Annotated in this window: 16 protein-coding genes and 1 pseudogene; 13 read left to right on the top strand and 4 right to left on the bottom strand. The window is 49.2% G+C overall.

Features of this window, described 5'->3' with window-relative positions; all coding sequences use genetic code 11:
* Positions 1 to 28: 28 nt before the first annotated feature.
* On the bottom strand, positions 29 to 733 hold the full coding sequence (gene hutC, locus E8E00_RS06930) for a histidine utilization repressor (protein WP_096628318.1): 705 nt from the start codon (positions 731 to 733) through the stop codon (positions 29 to 31).
* Between the two features lie 252 nt (positions 734 to 985).
* Between hutC and thrS the strand changes: the two genes are divergently transcribed.
* From thrS to E8E00_RS06900, 6 genes and pseudogenes are all read left to right on the top strand, one after another.
* A complete protein-coding gene (gene thrS / locus E8E00_RS06925) occupies positions 986 to 2,914 on the top strand; it encodes a threonine--tRNA ligase (protein ID WP_069587636.1) in 1,929 nt (642 codons plus the stop codon).
* A 3-nt stretch (positions 2,915 to 2,917) separates the two neighbouring features.
* Positions 2,918 to 3,463, top strand: coding sequence for a translation initiation factor IF-3 (gene infC / locus E8E00_RS06920; RefSeq protein WP_069587637.1), 546 nt, complete (start codon positions 2,918 to 2,920; stop codon positions 3,461 to 3,463).
* A gap of 95 nt (positions 3,464 to 3,558) precedes the next feature.
* Positions 3,559 to 3,753 (top strand): 50S ribosomal protein L35, encoded by a 195-nt coding sequence (rpmI, locus tag E8E00_RS06915; protein ID WP_069587638.1) that lies wholly within the window; start codon positions 3,559 to 3,561, stop codon positions 3,751 to 3,753.
* A 38-nt stretch (positions 3,754 to 3,791) separates the two neighbouring features.
* Positions 3,792 to 4,145 carry a 50S ribosomal protein L20 gene (gene rplT, locus E8E00_RS06910; protein WP_069587639.1) on the top strand — a complete coding sequence of 118 codons (354 nt, stop codon included), beginning with the start codon at positions 3,792 to 3,794 and terminating at the stop codon, positions 4,143 to 4,145.
* A 166-nt stretch (positions 4,146 to 4,311) separates the two neighbouring features.
* Positions 4,312 to 4,602, top strand: a complete 291-nt coding sequence (locus E8E00_RS06905; RefSeq protein ID WP_096628321.1) for a hypothetical protein — start codon at positions 4,312 to 4,314, stop codon at positions 4,600 to 4,602.
* Positions 4,599 to 5,402, top strand: a pseudogene (locus E8E00_RS06900) (PhzF family phenazine biosynthesis protein). The gene E8E00_RS06905 and the pseudogene E8E00_RS06900 overlap by 4 nt, the downstream one beginning before the upstream one ends.
* Before the next feature lie 110 nt (positions 5,403 to 5,512).
* Here the strand turns inward: E8E00_RS06900 and E8E00_RS06895 are convergent.
* Both E8E00_RS06895 and E8E00_RS06890 read right to left on the bottom strand, forming a co-directional pair.
* Complete coding sequence (locus E8E00_RS06895) at positions 5,513 to 6,901, bottom strand: peptide MFS transporter (protein WP_069587649.1); 1,389 nt, start codon at positions 6,899 to 6,901, stop codon at positions 5,513 to 5,515.
* A 354-nt stretch (positions 6,902 to 7,255) separates the two neighbouring features.
* Positions 7,256 to 8,284: a lipoate--protein ligase gene (locus E8E00_RS06890; protein ID WP_096628324.1), complete on the bottom strand. Its 1,029-nt coding sequence runs from the start codon at positions 8,282 to 8,284 to the stop codon at positions 7,256 to 7,258.
* A 373-nt stretch (positions 8,285 to 8,657) separates the two neighbouring features.
* Here E8E00_RS06890 and pheS point away from each other — a divergent pair, with 373 nt between their 5' ends.
* The 6 genes from pheS to btuD all read left to right on the top strand — a co-directional run bounded on the left by pheS (position 8,658) and on the right by btuD (position 15,816).
* A complete protein-coding gene (gene pheS, locus E8E00_RS06885) occupies positions 8,658 to 9,641 on the top strand; it encodes a phenylalanine--tRNA ligase subunit alpha (RefSeq protein WP_077479809.1) in 984 nt (327 codons plus the stop codon).
* 19 nt (positions 9,642 to 9,660) lie between these two features.
* Entirely contained in the window at positions 9,661 to 12,063 is a 2,403-nt protein-coding gene (gene pheT / locus E8E00_RS06880; protein ID WP_096628327.1) for a phenylalanine--tRNA ligase subunit beta, read from the top strand.
* A gap of 407 nt (positions 12,064 to 12,470) precedes the next feature.
* Entirely contained in the window at positions 12,471 to 12,767 is a 297-nt protein-coding gene (gene ihfA / locus E8E00_RS06875) for an integration host factor subunit alpha (RefSeq protein ID WP_069587653.1), read from the top strand.
* A gap of 174 nt (positions 12,768 to 12,941) precedes the next feature.
* Entirely contained in the window at positions 12,942 to 13,982 is a 1,041-nt protein-coding gene (locus E8E00_RS06870) for a succinylglutamate desuccinylase (protein WP_096628330.1), read from the top strand.
* Between the two features lie 62 nt (positions 13,983 to 14,044).
* On the top strand, positions 14,045 to 15,028 hold the full coding sequence (gene btuC / locus E8E00_RS06865) for a vitamin B12 ABC transporter permease BtuC (protein ID WP_096628333.1): 984 nt from the start codon (positions 14,045 to 14,047) through the stop codon (positions 15,026 to 15,028).
* Complete coding sequence (gene btuD / locus E8E00_RS06860; RefSeq protein ID WP_069587656.1) at positions 15,028 to 15,816, top strand: vitamin B12 ABC transporter ATP-binding protein BtuD; 789 nt, start codon at positions 15,028 to 15,030, stop codon at positions 15,814 to 15,816. Before btuC ends, btuD begins: the two co-directional genes overlap by 1 nt.
* On the opposite strand, the gene E8E00_RS06855 is transcribed toward btuD, so the two are convergent.
* Positions 15,800 to 16,252, bottom strand: coding sequence for a TerB family tellurite resistance protein (locus tag E8E00_RS06855; protein WP_069587658.1), 453 nt, complete (start codon positions 16,250 to 16,252; stop codon positions 15,800 to 15,802). The genes btuD and E8E00_RS06855 overlap by 17 nt on opposite strands.
* 225 nt (positions 16,253 to 16,477) lie before the next feature.
* On the opposite strand from E8E00_RS06855, the gene hrpA reads away from it, so the two are divergent.
* The gene (gene hrpA / locus E8E00_RS06850; protein ID WP_136588374.1) at positions 16,478 to 20,371 is read left to right on the top strand and encodes an ATP-dependent RNA helicase HrpA; all 3,894 of its coding nucleotides are present in this window, start codon (positions 16,478 to 16,480) and stop codon (positions 20,369 to 20,371) included.
* The last annotated feature ends 53 nt before the right edge of the window (positions 20,372 to 20,424 follow it).

The following is a 20,424-nucleotide window of genomic DNA, read 5'->3' as shown; positions in this document are numbered from 1 at the left end:
TAAAGGTTTTGTGATCGATTCGATCTAATTATCGATCGGTGCGTGAAGTCAGCTTGTAACGGGTGCCGGGATGGTAGAGTAGTGCCGCACTGACCAGTGTTTGTTGGCTCCATGTTCTCCTATGCAGCAACAAGCACGGCTCGTCGGCTTTCATCGCTAGCGCCTGACGGACCGAATCCGAGGCAATGATCGCTTCTACCGTGTGTTCAATGGTATTTACTGGACATACCTGCGACAGGTACTCGTTGGGCGTGTGTTGACTAAAGTCTTGATGCAGATAATCGGGGGCCAATGCAGGATTAACCCACCGTTGCTCTAGCTGCAGAGGGACATTATCGGCGTAGTGCACTATCTCACTAAAAAAGACGTCAGTGCCAAGCATGACACCGAGGCGCATCGCGACATCTGCAGAGGCCGATATCCGGTTTAGGGTGTGAATATCACTACGATAGGTTTGGCCTCGCGCCGTTACTTCATCAGCAATGTTGCGGATATCCATTAGCGGCGATTCTGCTTTAGGTTGCGTAACAAATGTGCCTAGTCGCGGTGTACGCTCTAGCCGGCCTTCGGTCACCAAATCGCGTACCGCTTTATTCACTGTCATGCGACTTACATTAAATTGCGCGCAAAGCTCATGCTCAGTAGGAATACGCGCGCCCACAGGCCACACTTGCTGCTCAATCTTATTTAAGATGTAGTCTTTGATTTGCTGAAAGCGGGGCGCTTTGGCCATACGTGATCCTTTCGTTGTTTATTGTGTATACAAATGAGAATTGATGAAGTTTATAACAAAATCAAGTGACTGGCAGGCACAAATGGGTTAATAAGGACGAAAAGAAAAGGGAATTAATTTAGGGGATGACTTGCATCACAAAAGCGGTATCTTCATAATCGAAGCTTACTTATTCTGCGCGGTTATTCTCAAACCGTGAAATACATTCATGTGCCACTTGGTGTGTGGCACCACTGAGAAGGATTGTTATCAATGCCTGTAATTACCCTCCCTGACGGCAGTCAGCGTGCTTTTGACCACCCCGTTTCTACTTTTGATGTTGCCAGTGATATTGGCCCAGGCCTTGCCAAAGCGTGTATTGCCGGTCGTGTAGATGGCGTGCGTGTTGACGCTTGCGACCTTATTGAAACTGACGCACAGCTAGAAATCATTACTGCGAAAGATGAAGACGGTTTAGAAATCATCCGTCACTCGTGTGCCCACTTGTTAGGTCACGCGATTAAGCAGCTTTTCCCAGAAACCAAAATGGCGATTGGTCCAACCATCGACAATGGTTTTTATTACGATATCGATCTTGAGCGGTCGTTGACTCAAGACGATCTCGATGCGATTGAAAAACGCATGAAAGAGCTGGCAAAAACCAAATATCAAGTTGTGAAGAAAAACGTCAGCTGGCAAGAAGCTCGCGATACGTTTGAAGCGCGCGGTGAGTCATACAAGATGGAAATCTTGGATGAGAATGTATCACGCGACGACCGTCCGGGCTTGTACCACCACGAAGAATACATTGATATGTGTCGTGGCCCACACGTGCCAAATATGAGCTTTTGTCAGAACTTCAAAATTTTGAACGTAGCTGGCGCGTACTGGCGTGGTAACAGCGACAACAAAATGCTGCAGCGTATTTACGGCACAGCATTTGCGGATAAAAAGCAACTTAAAGCACACCTAGTGCGTCTCGAAGAAGCCGCGAAGCGCGATCACCGTAAACTGGGTAAGCAACTTGACCTGTACCATATGCAGCAAGAAGCGCCCGGGATGGTATTCTGGCATCACAATGGCTGGACGATCTTCCGTGAGCTTGAGCAATTTATTCGCGACAAACTGACTGAGTACGATTATCAGGAAGTTAAAGGCCCATTAATCATGGACCGTATCTTGTGGGAACGTTCTGGTCACTGGGACAAGTACGCTGACTACATGTTTACCACTAACTCTGAAAACCGTGAATATGCACTCAAGCCAATGAACTGCCCTGGTCACGTGCAGATCTTTAACCAAGGCTTGAAGTCATATCGCGATCTGCCATTGCGTATGGCGGAATTTGGTAGCTGCCACCGAAATGAGCCCTCAGGTGCACTGCACGGTCTCATGCGTGTGCGTGGCTTTACCCAAGACGATGCCCACATCTTCTGTACGCCTGAGCAGGTTCAGCAAGAGGTAAGTGCGTGTATCGAAATGGTTTACGATACCTACAAAACATTTGGCTTTGAGAACATTGAAGTCAAACTGTCTACACGTCCTGAAATGCGTGTTGGCTCAGAAGAAATGTGGGATCGTGCCGAAGAGGCGTTAAACCAAGCACTGACTTCAATGGATATTCCATTTGAAGTTCAAGAAGGTGAGGGCGCGTTCTATGGTCCGAAAATTGAGTTTACTTTGCATGATTGCCTCGATCGCGCTTGGCAGTGTGGTACGGTGCAACTCGATTTTGCTCTACCAGAGCGTTTGAGCGCCACTTATGTCGGCGAAGATAACGAACGCCATACGCCAGTGATGATCCACCGCGCTATCTTGGGCTCATTGGAACGTTTCATCGGTATTCTTATTGAAGAATACGCAGGACACTTCCCTGCATGGCTCGCACCACAGCAAGCGGTTGTGATGAATATCACGGATAACCAAGCTGATTATGTGCAAGAGATTGCGAAAAAACTGCAAAAAGCTGGATTTAGAGCATCTGCGGACTTGAGAAACGAGAAGATTGGCTTTAAAATCCGCGAACACACTCTGAAGCGTGTTCCGTATATGCTGGTTTGTGGTGACCAAGAAATGGAAGCTGGTGAAATCGCAGTACGGACCCGTAAAGGTAAAGATTTGGGTAAATTCAAGATTGATGATTTCTTAGCTCAATTGAAGCAAGAAGTGCAAGATCGAACACTCAATATTGTGGAGGAATAAGGTATTAAAGGCGCAAGAAAAGCCCCGGCAAAGAAGAACGCTCATCGTCTAAACAACGAAATTCGTGGTGTCAAAGAAGTTCGATTGTCTGATGACAGCGGCGAACAACTCGGTATCGTACCCTTTGATGAAGCGCTTGCGAAAGCGGAAGCTGAAAGCTTAGATTTGGTCGAGATCAGTCCGAACGCTGAGCCGCCGGTTTGTCGTATTATGGATTACGGCAAATTCCTTTACGAGAAGAGTAAAGCTGCGAAAGAGCAGAAGAAAAAACAAAAGACTATTCAGGTTAAGGAAGTTAAATTCCGTCCTGGTACAGATGTAGGCGACTATCAGGTAAAACTACGCAACCTGGTTCGCTTCATTGAAGAGGGTAACAAGGTCAAGGTTACAATCCGATTCCGTGGTCGCGAAATGGCGCACCAAAGCATCGGTGTTGACGTGCTGAACCGCTTGAAAGAAGACACTGCTGAAATCGCTTCAGTAGAAAGCTTCCCTTCACGCATCGAAGGCCGTCAAATGATCATGGTTCTTGCCCCTAAGAAGAAGTAATTTTGGCTTCCAAGTAACGATCGGCTGCGCCGAAAGGTGCGGCCGTTTTGTTCGCCAAATTGCTATGTTATTAACACAATGCGGAGTTATTCATCATGTCTAAGATGAAATCCAACAAAGGTGCTGCTAAGCGTTTCAAGAAAACTGCTGGTGGCTTCAAGTACAAGCGCGCAACCAAACGTCACATCCTGACTAAGCGTACTACTAAGAACAAGCGTCAGCTGCGTCCAAACGCGATCCTACCAGCGTGCGAAACCGCGCAAGTAGCTCGCATGCTGCCATACGCATAAGTTTTTAGTTTTAGTTTATTTAGTTTAGGAGAGACACAATGGCTCGCGTAAAACGTGGTGTACAAGCTCGTGCACGTCACAAGAGTGTAATGAAGCAAGCGAAAGGCTACTATGGTGCGCGTTCACGCGTATACCGCGTAGCTTTTCAGGCGGTAACGAAAGCTGGTCAATATGCTTACCGTGACCGTCGCCAGAAGAAACGCCAATTCCGTCAACTGTGGATCGCACGTATCAACGCTGCGGCTCGCCAAAACGGTATGTCATACAGCCGTCTGATTAACGGCCTTAAAAAGGCATCTATCGAAATCGATCGTAAGATCCTTGCCGATATCGCGGTATATGACAAAGCAGCATTCTCTGTGCTGGTAGAAAAAGCGAAAGCTTCACTGTAATTTTTACAGTAAAGAATTGCTGAGAAAGGAGAGCTTCGGCTCTCCTTTTTTGTTATCTCTAATGTCTAGATAATCGCACTTTATGCGTATAAAAATGTGCGCTAGTACTTCCTTCCTGTTCCTATCATCATGGTATAGTGCTTAAAAGTGAAATTAAGGGCACATAATGAACCGATACGTCTTTTTTTGTCAGCCTAACCACTGTGACCAGTTTACTTACTTGATCAAGGGATCCCCCAGCTATCTTGCTGAAAAAGAAGCATTGTTAGAGCAGGGATTGATCATCGAAGGAGATGTGATTGTTGCTGATTGTGCGGAGACTGCGATTGAAAAATTCCGCCAGATTAATCTCAATGCAATCGAGGATTACATTCAACACGATCCTACCGTTGGCTTTACGACCTTTATCATGGAAATGTATCATTCGCTGCGTCGCCGGCTTGGAATGAAATCGTGATTGTGGATATGTATCAGGTTGATGCCTTTAGTGCGTCATTGTATCAGGGAAACCCGGCAGGGGTGTGTATCTCGGCGTCCATGTTAGATGAAGCAACCATGTTGGCTATTGCCGAGGAAATGGCGGTCTCTGAAACGGCATTTCTTGCCTTAGATACCATGTCCTTACGCTGGTTTACACCGACAGTAGAAGTCGCACTCTGCGGTCATGGCACACTCGCCACAGCACATGTTTTGGCTGAGCGTGGTGACGTCAAAATGGGTGACAATGTCACTTTTTATACGCAGTCTGGACCTCTTGAGGTGACGGTAAAACGCGAGGGGATAGCGATGGCATTTCCTGTTCCTGAGCTTGCAGAAGTAACGCCAAACCCATCGCGGCTAGAAGCCTTGGGTCTACATGGCTCTGGTATCAGTGCGAGTTATTGTTTTGGCGAAAAAGAGTTATTGGTGGTTGATTCTGAAGATGATGTAAAAGCGCTGTCTCCTGATTTTGCGGCGCTAAATACGCAGCCCGGACGTGGCGTGGTGGTGACTGCGGCAAGCCCTGATAACACGGTCGATATTGTCTCTCGCTACTTCGCCCCTTGGGTGGGGGTGAACGAAGACCCTGTGACAGGATCCGCACATTGTGCGCTGGCAGCTTATTGGTCTCAAGCACTGAGTAAAAAGCAGCTTATCGGTTATCAAGCGTCCGCGCGCGGTTGGTAGATCAAGATGACGCTTAGCGACGATCATGTGTTGCTACAAGGCCAAGCCGTGACTGTATTCAGCGGAAAGCTGGATTTAAGCAAGAAGTAGCCATTCATTTTCCCCGCGGTATATTTTCAAGGCGCAGAATAAATTCCTCCGCGGTTAGTAGCCATAAAAAAGAGGCCAAACGGCCTCTTTTTCAGTGCTGAAGTGGGAGATTACGCCACTTGTACTTGCTGTTGTTCGATTTCTTCACTTGGTGTGGCACCAGATTCAGCACCGTGCATCCAACGAATCAGCGTGCCGGATAGCGCCAATAAGATCACGCCGGAAATCGCGGCTGTTGCTGCAATACCACCGAAGATGGCCATGGCACCGTAATCGCCCACATGTGAGCCAATAATACCTGCCACATAGTTAGCGACGGCGTTAAAGCCAAACCATGCACCCATCATTAGAGAAGCCAAACGTAGTGGTGCGAGCTTGGTAACTAGCGATAAGCCGATTGGAGAGAGACAAAGCTCGCCCATGGTATGAAAGAAGAACGCGCCCACTAGCCAGAACATAGAGGTTTTAACCGCCGTGTCGCCACCTTGTTCTAAAACGGCACCAATCATGAACACAAATCCTAACGCGAGCATAAATAGCGCCATCGCGAACTTCACTGGTGAACTTGGCTCTTTACTGCCCAAGCGAACCCATAGTGATGCGACAATGGGAGCAAACACAATGATGAAGAATGGATTAAGCGATTGGAACCAAGCCGCAGGGATCTCAAAACTCCCCACCATACGATCTGTGTATTGTTGGGTATAAATATTCATCAGTCCGCCTGCTTGCTCGAAGCCAGCCCAGAAAATGATCACGAACAAGCCCATCAATAAAATCACTTTGAGGCGATCGATTTCTTTTTTCGTCAGTGGGGCATTGGTGGTCGACTTATTGGCGTCTCGAGCTTGCTGTGCGGCGGGTACTTTACCGATTTCGCCCAGCCATGAGTTCGCCATGGTAAGCTGGATTGCTAAACTGATTAGCATGCCAACGCCTGCCGCGAAGAAACCGTATTGCCAACCGTAGGCACTCGTTACTGTACCAGAGACAAAACCGGCGAGCAGTGAACCAATATTGATCCCCATGTAGAAGATGGTAAAGGCACCATCTCTACGGTGATCGCCTTCGTTATAAAGGTCACCAACCATGGTTGAAATATTGGGCTTTAACAGGCCACAACCCGTGATCAGTAGGGCAAGACCAGCATATAAGGTATGCACGATATCCAAGCCATATTGGTGAGCGGGAAATGCAAGGGTGAACTGACCGATGGCCATTAAGGCACCACCGAACACCACCGCACGTCGCTGACCAATATAGTTGTCGGCAAACCACCCACCAATTAATGGTGTGATGTAGACCAAGCCTGTGTAGTAGCCATAAAGCTCAAGTGCATCTTTGGTTGACCAGCCTAAACCACCGTTAATGGTCTGATCGGTCAAATAAAGGACGAGGATGGCGCGCATCGCGTAGTACGAAAAGCGCTCCCAAAGCTCAGTGCCAAAAAGCAAAAATAGCCCACGAGGGTGGCCGAGTATATTCTTTTGGTTTTCCATAACTATCTAATTATTCACTTAAAGTTTTTGTTGGGTCTGCATTTCGTCATTTGGCGTGCAGTACGTCGCCAAGAGGGAGGGTTGTGGTTAGGTGATCTCCTTAAATGTAATTTGTAACAAAATATTTAAATCTAGAGTAATGGTTTTTTACCAAAATTAAAATCTATTAATCAATCTCTTTATGAGTCATTTGATTAACTTTCGAGCAGGTAGTTGAAATATTGTGTTCTGATGATTTCAAAAAAGGCTGCCACCATCATAGTTGGTGTAGCAGCCTCTTAAATCTTTGAGTGGGATCAAAAGAAGGGTGTTTATGTGACGTGTGTCACTATGAAGAGTGCGTTTGGATAGAAATCAGACAATAGCGTTACGTAGCCACAGCGCAATATCTTCGTACATAGTTTGGTGGCTCTGATCGGCATCAGCCCAGCTCATCACAAAGTGATAAAGCTTTTCGTGGTGGTACGCTTGCCCCACCATTTGATTGGCCAGTAATTCTAACGGACCGGGCGTCAGGCTGTCGGTAAACAGTTTACAGTCCACAATCTCCCCGTGTTTGACGTCCAAGTGTAACTCAACGCCACCCCAATCAAATCGCTCGTCAAAGGTGTGCATAAATTGCGGACTTTGGCCAAAGTTCCATTCCCAACTGCATTGCTTCTCGTAGATAGCATCAAACCCTTCGACGTCAGGTTTTGCTTGGGGAGAAATGTATTCAATCTCAGTGTGCTGACCAAAGTGCGAGAAGAATGCTTGTTTGATGGCGTCACAGACCTTTTCGTGATCCACCGATGGCACAAACTCCGCAATGTTAGCGACGCGAGCGCGGACTGACGTAATGCCTTTGGCTTGCAGTTTTTTGGGGTCGGGGTTGAGGTAATCACCCAATCGAGATAGATCGGCGTTAATCAACAATGTGCCATGATGAAAACCACGATCTTTGGCTTCTTTATACGCAGAGCCAGAAATTTTACGTTGTCCTTCAGGGGTATCCATAACCAAGTCGTTGCGTCCACTGGCGGAGGCATTCACGCCAAGCGACTTGAGCGCATCAAGGACGATTTGCGTAGAAATGGATTTATCATAGCCGGGTTTGCCTGCCATGAAGGTGAAATTGGTATTGCCGAGATCATGAAACACTGCGCCACCGCCACTTTGACGACGCGCTAAGACTACCTTGTCTTCTTCCATCTTTCGCGTGTTGCATTCGCGCCACGGATTCTGACCGCGTCCAATGACCACCGTATTGTCATTGCGCCACAAGAACAGCACATTTTGTTGGGCCGACATGGTGCGAAATATGGTGTCTTCCACGGCAAGATTGAACCACGGGTGAGTGGACGTAGATACAAAAACGCGCAGCGGCAGAGAGTTAGGGTTCATGCAAGGCTCCAATCAGTCAAAAAGCTGGGCAGTAGAATAACAAACTCACTAAGGCGAGCGGGAACAAATAGCAATAAAAATCATCTCCGAGTGTCGCTGTGACTGACAACTCTGCTTAAAGAGCAGACAAATTTACTTTTTCTCCGCAAATCAGTGTGGAAAAATCCAACAAAAGCGGTTTAGGGTTTGGCATTAGCCGTGGCATTAATTAGTATGTAAGGTCATTTTTATTACCCGTTCTCTCAGTTAATTGGCATGGTAGTGCAAATCGGCGCTCTGTCAGTTTGCTCAGACAATTGGTAAACCACGATTTCCAACTGGTATGCCACTTCTTTAATCTGGTTGGACAGCCCCACGGGTCGACGAGGAAACAATGCAACAATTAGAAGAAATTCTTGCTAGCGCAACAGCGGCGATCGCCAGTGCCGCATCCGTTGCTGCACTGGATGAGGTCCGGGTGAAATTCCTGGGTAAGAAAGGTGAATTAACCGCGCAATTACAAGCTTTAGGTAAATTGCCTCCGGAAGAGCGTCGTGAAGCAGGTCAAACGATCAACCAAGCGAAGCAAACCGTACAACAAGCGATTGCTGAGCGTAAAAATGCACTTGAGCGCGCCGAGTTGGAAGCGAAGCTTGCGGCTGAAACCATTGATGTCAGCTTGCCGGGCCGTCGTATTGAAAACGGTGGTATTCACCCTGTAACGCGTACTATTGAGCGTATCGAACAGTTTTTTGGTGAGTTAGGCTTTTCTGTTGCCGCAGGTCCAGAAGTCGAAGACGGCTTCCACAACTTTGATGCGTTGAACATTGCTGCGGACCATCCGGCACGCACAGACCATGATACTTTCTTCTTCAACCCTGATCTGATGTTGCGAACCCATACCTCGGGTGTACAAATTCGTACCATGGAAGCGGGCAAGCCACCGTTCCGCATTATTGCGCCGGGCCGTGTTTATCGAAATGATTACGACCAGACCCATACCCCCATGTTCCACCAAGTGGAAGGTTTATTGGTTGATAAAGACATTAACTTCGCTGACCTGAAAGGCGTGTTAAATGACTTTTTGCGTAACTTCTTTGAAGAAGACTTAGAAGTGCGTTTCCGTCCGTCTTACTTCCCGTTTACTGAGCCGTCAGCAGAAGTGGATGTGCGCCGTAAAGGTGGCAAGTGGCTTGAGATTTTAGGCTGTGGCATGGTTCACCCGAATGTCCTACGCGCGGTAAACATTGACCCAGAAACGTACCAAGGTTTTGCCTTCGGTATCGGGGTAGAGCGCTTGACCATGTTGCGTTATGGCGTGAATGACCTTCGTGCGTTCTTCGAGAACGATCTGCGCTTTTTGAAACAATTTAAGTAATCAGTGGGGCAAGGTAATAATGAAATTCAGTGAATCTTGGCTGAGAGAGTGGGTTAGCCCAGCAAACGACACCGAGGCGCTTGCCCACCAAATCACGATGGCCGGCTTAGAAGTAGACGACATTGCGTCAGTGGCCGGCGACTTTTCCGGCGTAGTGGTTGGCGAAGTGGTTGAGTGTGGTCAGCATCCAGATGCGGATAAACTGCGTGTCACCAAAATCAATGTTGGCGGTGATGAGCTACTTGATATTGTATGTGGTGCGCCAAACTGCCGCCAAGGCTTGAAAGTTGCAGTAGCGACCGTTGGTGCGGTCCTTCCTGGAAACTTTAAGATCAAAAAAGCGAAGCTGCGTGGCCAGCCATCGTTCGGGATGCTGTGCTCTTTTACCGAGCTAGGTATAGATGTGGAATCTGATGGCATTATTGAGCTGCCGACCGATGCACCGATTGGCACCGATATTCGTGAATACTTGTCACTCAATGATGCTGCGATTGATGTTGATTTGACCCCCAACCGTGCTGATTGCTTGAGCCTGCGTGGCCTCGCTCGCGAAGTGGGCGTGCTTAATCGCGCCGATGTAGCCGAGCCGACCATTACTCCAGTGGCACCTAGCATTGATGATAAAGTCACGGTACGTATTGATGCGCCTCAGGCATGCCCACGTTACCTCGGCCGTGTCGTTCGCAATGTCAATGTTGGCGCACAAACACCGCTTTGGATGCAAGAAAAACTACGTCGCAGCGGCATTCGTGCCATTGATCCTGTTGTTGATGTCACCAACTATGTGATGCTCGAACAAGGTCAGCCGATGCACGCGTTTGACCTCAGCAAAATTGAAGGCGGCATCGTCGTGCGTCTTGCTGAAGAGGGCGAAGCACTGACCTTACTCGATGGCAACGAAGCGAAGCTAAATGCGCAAACACTGGTAATTGCCGATGATCAAAAAGCCTTGGCGATGGCGGGGATTTTTGGTGGTCAAGACTCAGGTGTGACGACGGAGACTCAGGACATCTTACTAGAGTCCGCCTTCTTTGCGCCTGAAGCCATTCGTGGTCGTGCACGTAACTATGGTTTGCATACTGACTCGTCACACCGCTTTGAGCGCGGCGTTGATCCAGCACTGCAAACTGCTGCAATGGAGCGTGCGACTGAACTATTGATCGCGATTTGTGGCGGAGAAGCCGGTGAAATTGTGGTGGGTGAGTCATCTGAGCATCTACCTAAGCGTGACACTGTGACTTTACGCCGCGAGAAGCTTGATCGCCTACTGGGTCATCATATCGATGATGCCACCGTTACCGACATTCTGACCCGTCTTGGCTGTGGCGTCATACAGACGCAGGAAGGTTGGCAAGCGACAGCACCAAGCTGGCGTTTTGATATTGCCATTGAGCAAGACTTGATTGAGGAAGTGGGCCGTATCTATGGATACGACAACATTCCGACGCGCGCACCGAAAGCCGCACTGACTATGCGCGAGCATCAAGAAGCCGCGATGCCGTTAAAACGTGTACGCGATTTGTTGGTTGACCGTGGCTTCCACGAGGCGATTACCTACAGCTTTGTCGAGCCAAAACAGCAAGCGTTGATTGTGCCAGATGTTGAGCCGCTAATCCTACCAAGCCCAATTTCTGCAGACATGTCAGCCATGCGTTTGAGCCTGCTTCCAGGGCTTTTGAATACGGTGGCGTACAACCAAAAACGCCAACAACCGCGCGTGCGTTTGTTTGAGTTTGGTTTACGTTTCACTCCAGAAGGCGATATGACGGGTGCTGTTCGCCAAGAAAATATTCGTCAAGAGCGTATGCTTGCGGGTGTGATTGCTGGTCCTCGTAGCGAGGAGCACTGGGATATGGCAACGGCGACAGCGGATTTCTTTGATTTGAAAGGCGATCTTGAAGCTGTGCTTGAATTGAGCGGTAAGTTGTCTGACTTCCGTTTTGTCGCCGCCAAGCATCCAGCGATGCACCCGGGTCAAACTGCTGCGATTGAATTGGATGGCAAGGTCGTTGGCTATATGGGCACGTTACACCCAGAGCTTGAACGTGAGTTTGGCTTAAATGGTCGTACCGTGGTGTTTGAGATTGAGTGGCAAGCCATTGACAGCCGCTTTATTCCAGAAGCCGCTGGCCTTTCTAAATTCCCAGCAAACCGCCGTGATATTGCGGTGATTGCCGACCAAACACTCGCGTCTGGTGACGTAGTATCTGCGTGCTTGGAAAGCGGTAATGCGTTGGTGAAAGGGGCGAAACTGTTTGACCTCTACACTGGCAAAGGGGTGGAAGAAGGTAAGAAAAGCTTGGCGATTGCCCTTACGCTTCAGTCTGATGAGCGCACGCTGGAAGAAGCCGATATTAGCGATGCCGTGTCTGGTGTTGTGGCCCATTTATCAGAGAAACTGGGCGTAACTTTGCGTGATTAATCCCACTCTGATTAGAAAAAAGCAGCGGAAACGCTGCTTTTTTTATGCCTAATTGATCTAACATCTATCCGTTTGAAAAGCTGAGTAAATTCACTAAATCTGTATAAAATCCGCTCAGATATTGATAAATTTGCCTAAAATCAGTCACTAATGGATATATGCAAATAGCGTGACTAAAATACGCTTGGTAAGTGGCTGGTAACAAAGGTCAAATTTTTGGACACTGTTCTTGCTTTTGCAACTTAAAAAAGTTGGCGCAAATCAGCCAGTTGGCATACACTTGTTTTGAGTTGGTCCTCAAATATCCCTAAAATACAAGGGCTAAAGACGTGTGGACCACGTGTAGAATGGTGGTGTCGATACTGCGGTATTGCATATGTGTTCAACAATTCTTGAGGGAAAAACCTATGGCGCTCACTAAAGCCGATTTGGCTGAGAACCTGTTTGAAAATATCGGGATTAGCAAACGGGACGCCAAGGAGACAGTCGAAGCGTTTTTCGAAGAAGTTCGTAAAGCACTCGAAAGTGGCGAGCAGGTGAAATTATCGGGTTTTGGTAATTTTGACTTGCGAGACAAGAATGAACGTCCCGGTCGAAACCCTAAAACAGGGGAAGATATTCCAATCACTGCGCGACGCGTTGTGACGTTTCGACCTGGCCAAAAACTAAAAGCACGGGTTGAGAACGCCAAGGTAGAGAAATAAACAGAGCGTTACTCGTGCCAGTGGTGACGATGCCACGGATAAAAAGCCGCGGACCGAAAGGTTGGCGGCTTTTTAATTTGTCTATACATGATCACACTGTGAAGGGAAAACGCTGGGTTTATCGGTTAAGTCGCTGTAACGTTTTGTTGTCTAGTTGTAATAAAAGGAAGCATTATGCTGACAACACGTCCTGGTGCCTTTATTGATGCGGCATTGACTGCACCTCACGCCTTTACCCCAGATTCATGGCGAGTTGGCTCGCTGACCTTCAATCACAGCGCGCCCGGTATCATCTCAATCCAACCCGATGCGGCCAACGTTTCCCGTTGTGTAGTGCTATCGTCGGGGATCCATGGAGACGAAACTGCACCGATTGAACTGATTGATCAGCTGCTCGCGGATATGCTCGCAGGGCAATTTACTCCTGATGTACCACTGTTACTGATCATTGGTCATGCTGAGGCGATTAAAGCGCACACTCGTTTTATTGAAGATAACCTCAACCGCTTATTCGGAGGCTGGAATGAGGAAAAAAACGAAGAGCACTACCTTGCCAACCAGCTGCAAAAAGCGGTGAGCGATTTCTTCGCAGCTCAACCGGATAACATGACCCGTTGGCATCTCGATTTACACAGTGCGATTCGTGAGTCCTACCACTATATGTTTGGTGTGATCCCAACCACGCCGACCGAGAAAGACGTACGCCCATTGGCCGCATTACTCAATGACGCGAAAATGGATGCCACTGTCCTGTCTCAATCACCCTCACCAACCTTTAGTTGGTATAGCGCCAATCACCATGATGCGCTGGCTGCAACCTTAGAAATGGGCCGTGTGGCGCCGTTGTTTGAAAATGATATGCGTGAGTACGAGCCACTTGATCGCACCTTACGAGGCTTGTTAAAAGCCGCTACGTTACCGACTGAATTGGCGCCGATGCGCTTTTACCGCGTGACTCGAACCTTGACCAAGCACAGCGAGCAATTTGCACTCACGTTTCCCTCCACCGCCAAAAACTTTACACCATTTGAAAAGGGCGTGTTATTGGCGACCGACAAGGAACAAGAAATTTATGCTGAACACGACGGTGAAGTGGTGATCTTTCCAAACGCGAATGTCCAAGTGGGTCATCGCGCTGGGTTGCTTGCCACACCGTTTGAAGCCGATGCGAGTCAGCCACTCTATGTGCACGTACCACAAAAAGCCACTGCGTAGCGCTTTTCAAGCCTCACGTCAGTCTGTAAAGTGCGTCACAGAATCAAAATAATGGATGACGCATGCGAGTGTCCGAACTTACTGCACGCCAACAAGCCAGATGGCGGCGTGCTTTATTAGCATTTAGTGGCGTTTTACTGGTCGTTGGCGTGGTTGCTCTGAGCGTTGGGGAGATCTGGATCGCTCCGTTTGGCAATCACTCAGTATTAGAGTCGCAGCTGCTGGTACAACTGCGCTTGCCGCGAGTGATGGCGGCCATACTCATTGGCGCGTCGCTTGCCATCGCAGGGGCGAGTTTACAGGTGTTACTCGGTAACCCGCTTGCCGAGCCCGGCGTGTTGGGGATCTCAGGCGGCGCCAGCGTCGCAGTCGTATTGTTGCTTTTTTTCGCGCCAGCATGGGCATCCGGCGGCATGATGGCGGTTGCGGCTATGCTTGGTGCTAGCCTCTTTACACTGATATTGGTGTTGCTTGCTCGGCGTGCCTTAGCAACGTCACGCATCTTGTTAGTGGGCGTCGCCTTGAGCATCCTTGCCGGGGCGGTGGTGACCTTAGCCTTTTATTTCAGCTCTGATTTTAACCTTCGCCAATTGATGTATTGGCTGATGGGTTCGTTGTCCGGTATGCGCTTAAGCCATATCACGTGGTTGGCGCTGACCGCGCCCTGTATCGCGATATTGTGTCATTTTGGCCAGCAATTGGATCAACTCATGCTTGGTGATGTACAAGCGCAACAATTGGGGCTAGATACCCATCGATTGCGTTGGCAATTGATTGTGCTGATCAGCATCTTGGTCGGATTATCGGTCGCTGCAGCTGGCGTGATTGGCTTTATTGGCCTTGTGGTGCCCCACTATTTGCGTTTGTGGTTTGGTAGCCGGAATCGCTACTTGCTGCCTTTGTCGGCGTTGGCTGGAGCGATTTTACTGGTCAGTGCCGATACGCTGGGTCGATTACTGCTTGATGCGGCAGAGCTCCCCGTTGGGGTGGTGACCAGTGTGATTGGTGCGCCTTTATTCATTTGGATGCTGGTTAAGGCGGTGTAATGTTAACAGCACATCAATTGAGCTTATCGCCGCGTTTATTGCCACTGTCTATCCGCTTTCAGCCAGGGCAAGTTACGCATTTGATTGGCCCTAACGGCAGTGGCAAAAGCACGTTATTACATTTGCTGTCAGGGCTTGGTACGCCTGAACACGGCCAGGTGAGCATTCAAGACACCGCTATTGCTGGCCTACGCCGCCAAGATCTCGCGCATCTTCGCGGTTACTTAATCCAACAGCAAAAACCTGCCTTCGTGATGGCCGTGTATGAATACCTCAATCTGGTCATCGACAGTCTACAGCTTGGGCAAGTGTCTGCGCGTGATGCGGTGGTAAGACGTGTATGCCAATCGCTGTCGATTGATGACAAGCTTCATCGTCGTGTTGACAGTTTGTCAGGAGGAGAATGGCAACGGGTTAGGCTGGCTGGGGTATTATTGCAAGTTGACAGGCAATTAAACCCACAAGCTTCTGTGTTATTGCTGGATGAGCCGGCGACGGGGCTGGATGTTGCTCAGCAAGAAGCGATTTACGCAGAAATTACTCACGCCGCCAAGCAGGGACTGTGCGTCGTCATGGCAAACCATGATCTCAACCGCAGCCTGACGCACGCAGATAACGTGGTTTTACTCAACCAAGGCCGGATGGTGGCGAGCGGTGCACCCCGTGATGTACTCTCGGACACCCGCTTGTCTGACGTATTTGCGACTCCTTTAGTGCAGGTCAGTACTGCATACGGCCCGGTGATTGTGCGGGTTGGCGAGCAAGCCGATCTCAATCCGCCTCGATGACGTTCAGCTTGGCCCGGATAAACTCCGCGTGATCCACATAAAGCAGCTCGGCGGTTTTACGGATCACCGCTTCTTCGAGCGGGTCGATATTTTCATCGGCATACGCCACCGACCACATGGCTTCAATCAGTTCAATCCGTGCTTGTGGGTCTAAATCACGCAGCTTGTCCGTGTATTCGTATAGCGACGTCGCTTGTTTACTGTGAGCTTGTGCCTCGGCCAACAGTGTATCCGCTTGCGATGGCTCGAGGTTCAGTAATTGGCAAATGCGATCGCGCTTAGTCACAAACTCGCGCTCATCAATGTCGTGATCGGCCATTGCAACCTCACTCAGTAAGCCTGCCATCGCTTGATGCAGCGATAGCCCAACGTCACTGTGTTGCGCCGCATCAGCGGCGAGGGCGGATTCAAGTTTTTTAAAAAGCTGTTTTAGCATGGCTGTTCTCCCAAACTGCGGAGTTTATTGGCCGTATTTACACACTGAGTACGTAGTGAACGGGCAATACGTTTACTTTAGCAACACCGTATTGGCGGTTTGCACGTCGATGGCGCGGCTTTGTTTCTTTTTACTTTGTGATAGGATGCGTCTCCAATCAACCTTATTTATCGGCTGTGACACTGATAAACGCCTTAAAAGATTAAGCAGTAAGCAGGAATCGCCTTGAGTTCACGTCATCACAACACGTCAGAGACACTGTTTGCAGCGTTAAACGATTGTATGCTGCAAGACCGTTTTCGTTTTAAAAAGCGCATCCATGGCGCACAAAAAATCAAAAAAGACGACGCCAAACAGGCGGTGTACGATCAAATTGCCGCTGAAATGGCGCAGAGTATGCAGCGCCTGCTCGCCCGTCGAGCCAATACGCCAACCGTTCGCTACCCGGAAGAGTTGCCAGTCAGTCAGAAGAAAGATGACATTGCCGAGGCAATCGCGAACAACCAAGTCGTGATCATTGCGGGTGAAACGGGCTCAGGCAAAACCACTCAGCTGCCCAAAATCTGTATGGAGCTTGGGCTAGGCGTCGCCGGTACCATAGGTCACACTCAGCCACGTCGCTTGGCTGCACGCTCGGTCGCCTCACGGATTGCTGAAGAGCTTGACGTCGAGTTAGGCAGTAGCGTCGGCTATAAAGTGCGCTTTAATGACAAAGTCTCAGAGGCGACGCAAGTCAAACTCATGACGGACGGGATCTTGTTGGCCGAAATCCAGCACGATCGGTATCTGAATCAGTACGATTGCATCATTATCGATGAAGCCCACGAGCGCAGCCTAAATATAGACTTTATTCTCGGCTATTTGCGCGAGTTATTGCCCAAGCGCCCCGATCTCAAAGTCATCATTACCTCGGCAACCATCGATCCTGAACGTTTTTCTAAGCATTTCAATAATGCCCCTATGATTGAGGTGTCTGGCCGTACTTATCCGGTGGAAGTGCGCTACCGTCCATTAGTAGAAGAGGACGATAGCGATCGTGACCAGCTTGAAGCGATCAGCGATGCGGTCGATGAGCTGTGCCTTGAAGGGCCGGGTGATATCCTAATCTTTATGAACGGTGAGCGAGAGATCCGCGACACCGCCGATTACCTTCAGCGTCGTCAACTGCGCGATACCGAGATTTTACCCTTGTACGCAAGGCTTTCTGCTGGCGAGCAAAATCGTGTATTCCAATCTCACTCGGGACGCCGGATTGTACTGGCCACCAACGTCGCCGAGACCTCGCTAACCGTACCGGGCATTAAGTATGTAATTGATCCCGGCACGGCACGGATTTCTCGCTATAGCTACCGGACCAAGGTGCAGCGACTGCCGATTGAGCCGATTTCACAGGCCAGTGCTAATCAGCGTAAAGGACGCTGTGGCCGTGTGTCGGAAGGCATTTGTGTGCGTCTGTATAGCGAAGAGGACTTTTTAGGCCGTCCTGAATTTACCGACCCAGAAATTCTGAGAACAAATCTGGCTTCGGTGATCCTGCAAATGACGGCATTAGGGCTCGGTGATATTCAAGCCTTTCCGTTTGTTCAGCCACCTGATAGCCGTCACATCAAAGATGGTGTTCGTTTGCTCGAAGAGCTGGGGGCGATCAAGCCCGGCCAAGCCACTGATAAACGTAAGCTGACCGCGATTGGTAAAACCCTGGCCAAACTGCCGATTGACCCGCGTTTGGCACGCATGGTGATTGAAGCACCCAAGCATGGTGCCTTAAATGAGGTGATGGTGATTGCCGCGGCCTTGGCTATCCAAGATCCGCGTGAGCGTCCAGCAGATAAACAGCAACAAGCGGATGAAAAGCATCGTCGTTTTGCCGATAAAGAATCGGACTTCTTGGCCTATGTAAATCTTTGGGATTACGTCAAAGAGCAGCAAAAAGCGCTATCGAATAACCAGTTCCGTAAACAGTGCAAAAAAGACTATCTCAATTACTTGCGGGTGCGAGAGTGGCAAGACGTTCACTATCAAATCACCCAAGTAATGAAAGAGCAAAATGCACAATTCAACCAAGAACCTGCCAGTTATCAGGCCGTTCACATGGCCCTGCTCGCCGGGCTATTAAGCCACATCGGCCTGAAAGACCAAGAAAAGAACGAATACCAAGGCGCACGGAATGCACGGTTCCATATTTTCCCGGGTTCTGGGCTTTTCAAAAAGCAGCCTAAATGGGTGATGGTTGCCGAACTGGTTGAAACCTCGAAACTCTGGGGGCGAATTGTTGCGCGTATCCAACCTGAATGGGTGGAGCCACTGGCGCAGCATTTGATTAAGCGCAGCTACAGTGAACCACATTGGTCACGCAAGCAAGCGGCTGTCATGGCCAGCGAGAAGGTCACGCTATACGGGATCCCGATTGTCGCCAGCCGTAAAGTCAATTATGGCGCCATCGATCCGGTGCTTAGCCGTGAGCTGTTTATTCGTTCGGCATTGGTTGAGGGAGATTGGCAAACTAAGCATGCCTTTTTCCGCCAAAACCAAAAGCTGTTGGCGGAAGTGGAGGAGCTCGAGCTCAAATCTCGCCGGCGCGATATTTTGGCAGACGATGATACCTTGTTCGACTTTTACGATCAGCGCCTCGATCACAGTGTGGTCAGTGGGCGTCACTTCGATACCTGGTGGAAAAAGGCGCGTCAAGACAATCCGGATCTGCTCAACTTTGAAAAAGCCATGCTATTGCAAGGCGACGCTAGCCATGTCACGGAGCTGGATTACCCTAACTTTTGGTATCAGGGCAACCTAAAACTCAAATTAAGTTACCAATTCGAGCCGGGCCAAGACCATGATGGGGTGACGGTGCATATTCCACTGCCGATCCTTAATCAGGTGTCAGAAGAAGGCTTTGATTGGCACGTCCCCGGGCTACGTCACGAGCTAATTGTCGCGCTGATTAAATCTTTGCCTAAGCCGTTACGACGTAACTTTGTTCCGGCACCAAACTATGCGGATGCGGTCTTGCAACGAGTGACGCCCATGGAAGCGCCTTTGCTCGATAGCATGGAAAAAGCCCTAAAGCAGATGTCCGGTGTCACCATTGAGCGCGACAGCTGGAATTTGGCGCAATTGCCAGAGCATCTGCGCATTCAGTTCCGCGTTGTGGATGATAAGAATCGCACCTTGGCTGAAAGCGAAGATCTTCATGCACTGAAACTGTCACTGAAAGATAAGGTGCAAGCGACGTTATCGGATGTGGCAGATGATGACATTGAACAGCAAGGACTCACCCAATGGACATTTGGGGAATTGCCGAAACGTTACCAGCAAAAGCGCAGCGGGTTTGAAGTCAAAGCGTATCCGGCTTTAGTCGATGAAAAAGACAGTGTCGCGATCCGCCTTTTCGAAACGGAAGATCAACAACATAAAGCCATGCAAGCGGGGCAGCGTCGATTGGTCTTGCTCAATGTGCCATCGCCGATAAAATACCTGCACACCCATTTGCCCAATAAGTCGAAACTCGGTCTGTATTTTAACCCCTATGGCCGTGTTTTGGATTTGATTGATGACTGCATCGCCTGTGGCGTGGATAAACTCATTGAGCAACACGGCGGGTTAACCTGGGAAGCGCAAGCATTCGAAGCTCTTAAAGAGACGGTGCGTGCGGAGCTAGGTGATACCGTGGTGGATATTGCTCAACAGGTCGAACAGATTTTAACCCATGCCTTTAGCATCAATAAAAAGCTAAAAGGTAAAGTGGATCTTTCGATGGCGTTTGCGATGTCGGATATCAAAGCTCAGCTAGAAGGGCTGATTTTCAAGGGCTTTGCTACCGAATCAGGCTGGCAGCGGCTGCCCGATATTTTACGCTATATGAAAGCGATAGAGCGTCGGTTAGAGAAGCTGCCGATTGATCCAGCGCGAGATCGCAGTCATATGCTCAAGATTGAATCTGTGATGAATGACTACAAGGCGTTGCTGAATAAGTTACCGAAAGGCAAAACTCTCCCTGATGAGGTAAAAGCCATACGCTGGATGATTGAAGAGCTTCGAGTGAGTTACTTCGCGCAGCAACTGGGTACGCCTTATCCGATTTCAGACAAGCGGATTAAAAACGCCATTGCGGCGATTTAAACGCGGCAAGGTCGTGCCGCCGTGTGACGTCAGCGAATGGATAAATCGTGAAC

The organism is Salinivibrio sp. YCSC6 (assembly GCF_004916735.1).
Classification (GTDB): Bacteria; Pseudomonadota; Gammaproteobacteria; order Enterobacterales; family Vibrionaceae; genus Salinivibrio; species Salinivibrio proteolyticus.
Note: the sequence above shows the minus strand (reverse complement) of the source record. Positions and strands in the feature narration are given on the sequence as shown.

Coding starts and splice junctions, on each gene's coding strand:
- rpmI (WP_069587638.1), top strand. CDS start 3,559: ATGTCTAAGATGAAATCCAACAAAGGTGCTGCTAAGCGTTTCAAGAAA.
- btuD (WP_069587656.1), top strand. CDS start 15,028: ATGTTAACAGCACATCAATTGAGCTTATCGCCGCGTTTATTGCCACTG.
- E8E00_RS06890 (WP_096628324.1), bottom strand. CDS start 8,284: ATGAACCCTAACTCTCTGCCGCTGCGCGTTTTTGTATCTACGTCCACT.
- E8E00_RS06870 (WP_096628330.1), top strand. CDS start 12,942: ATGCTGACAACACGTCCTGGTGCCTTTATTGATGCGGCATTGACTGCA.
- E8E00_RS06905 (WP_096628321.1), top strand. CDS start 4,312: ATGAACCGATACGTCTTTTTTTGTCAGCCTAACCACTGTGACCAGTTT.
- btuC (WP_096628333.1), top strand. CDS start 14,045: ATGCGAGTGTCCGAACTTACTGCACGCCAACAAGCCAGATGGCGGCGT.
- rplT (WP_069587639.1), top strand. CDS start 3,792: ATGGCTCGCGTAAAACGTGGTGTACAAGCTCGTGCACGTCACAAGAGT.
- hutC (WP_096628318.1), bottom strand. CDS start 733: ATGGCCAAAGCGCCCCGCTTTCAGCAAATCAAAGACTACATCTTAAAT.
- thrS (WP_069587636.1), top strand. CDS start 986: ATGCCTGTAATTACCCTCCCTGACGGCAGTCAGCGTGCTTTTGACCAC.
- pheT (WP_096628327.1), top strand. CDS start 9,661: ATGAAATTCAGTGAATCTTGGCTGAGAGAGTGGGTTAGCCCAGCAAAC.
- E8E00_RS06855 (WP_069587658.1), bottom strand. CDS start 16,252: ATGCTAAAACAGCTTTTTAAAAAACTTGAATCCGCCCTCGCCGCTGAT.
- ihfA (WP_069587653.1), top strand. CDS start 12,471: ATGGCGCTCACTAAAGCCGATTTGGCTGAGAACCTGTTTGAAAATATC.
- E8E00_RS06895 (WP_069587649.1), bottom strand. CDS start 6,901: ATGGAAAACCAAAAGAATATACTCGGCCACCCTCGTGGGCTATTTTTG.
- pheS (WP_077479809.1), top strand. CDS start 8,658: ATGCAACAATTAGAAGAAATTCTTGCTAGCGCAACAGCGGCGATCGCC.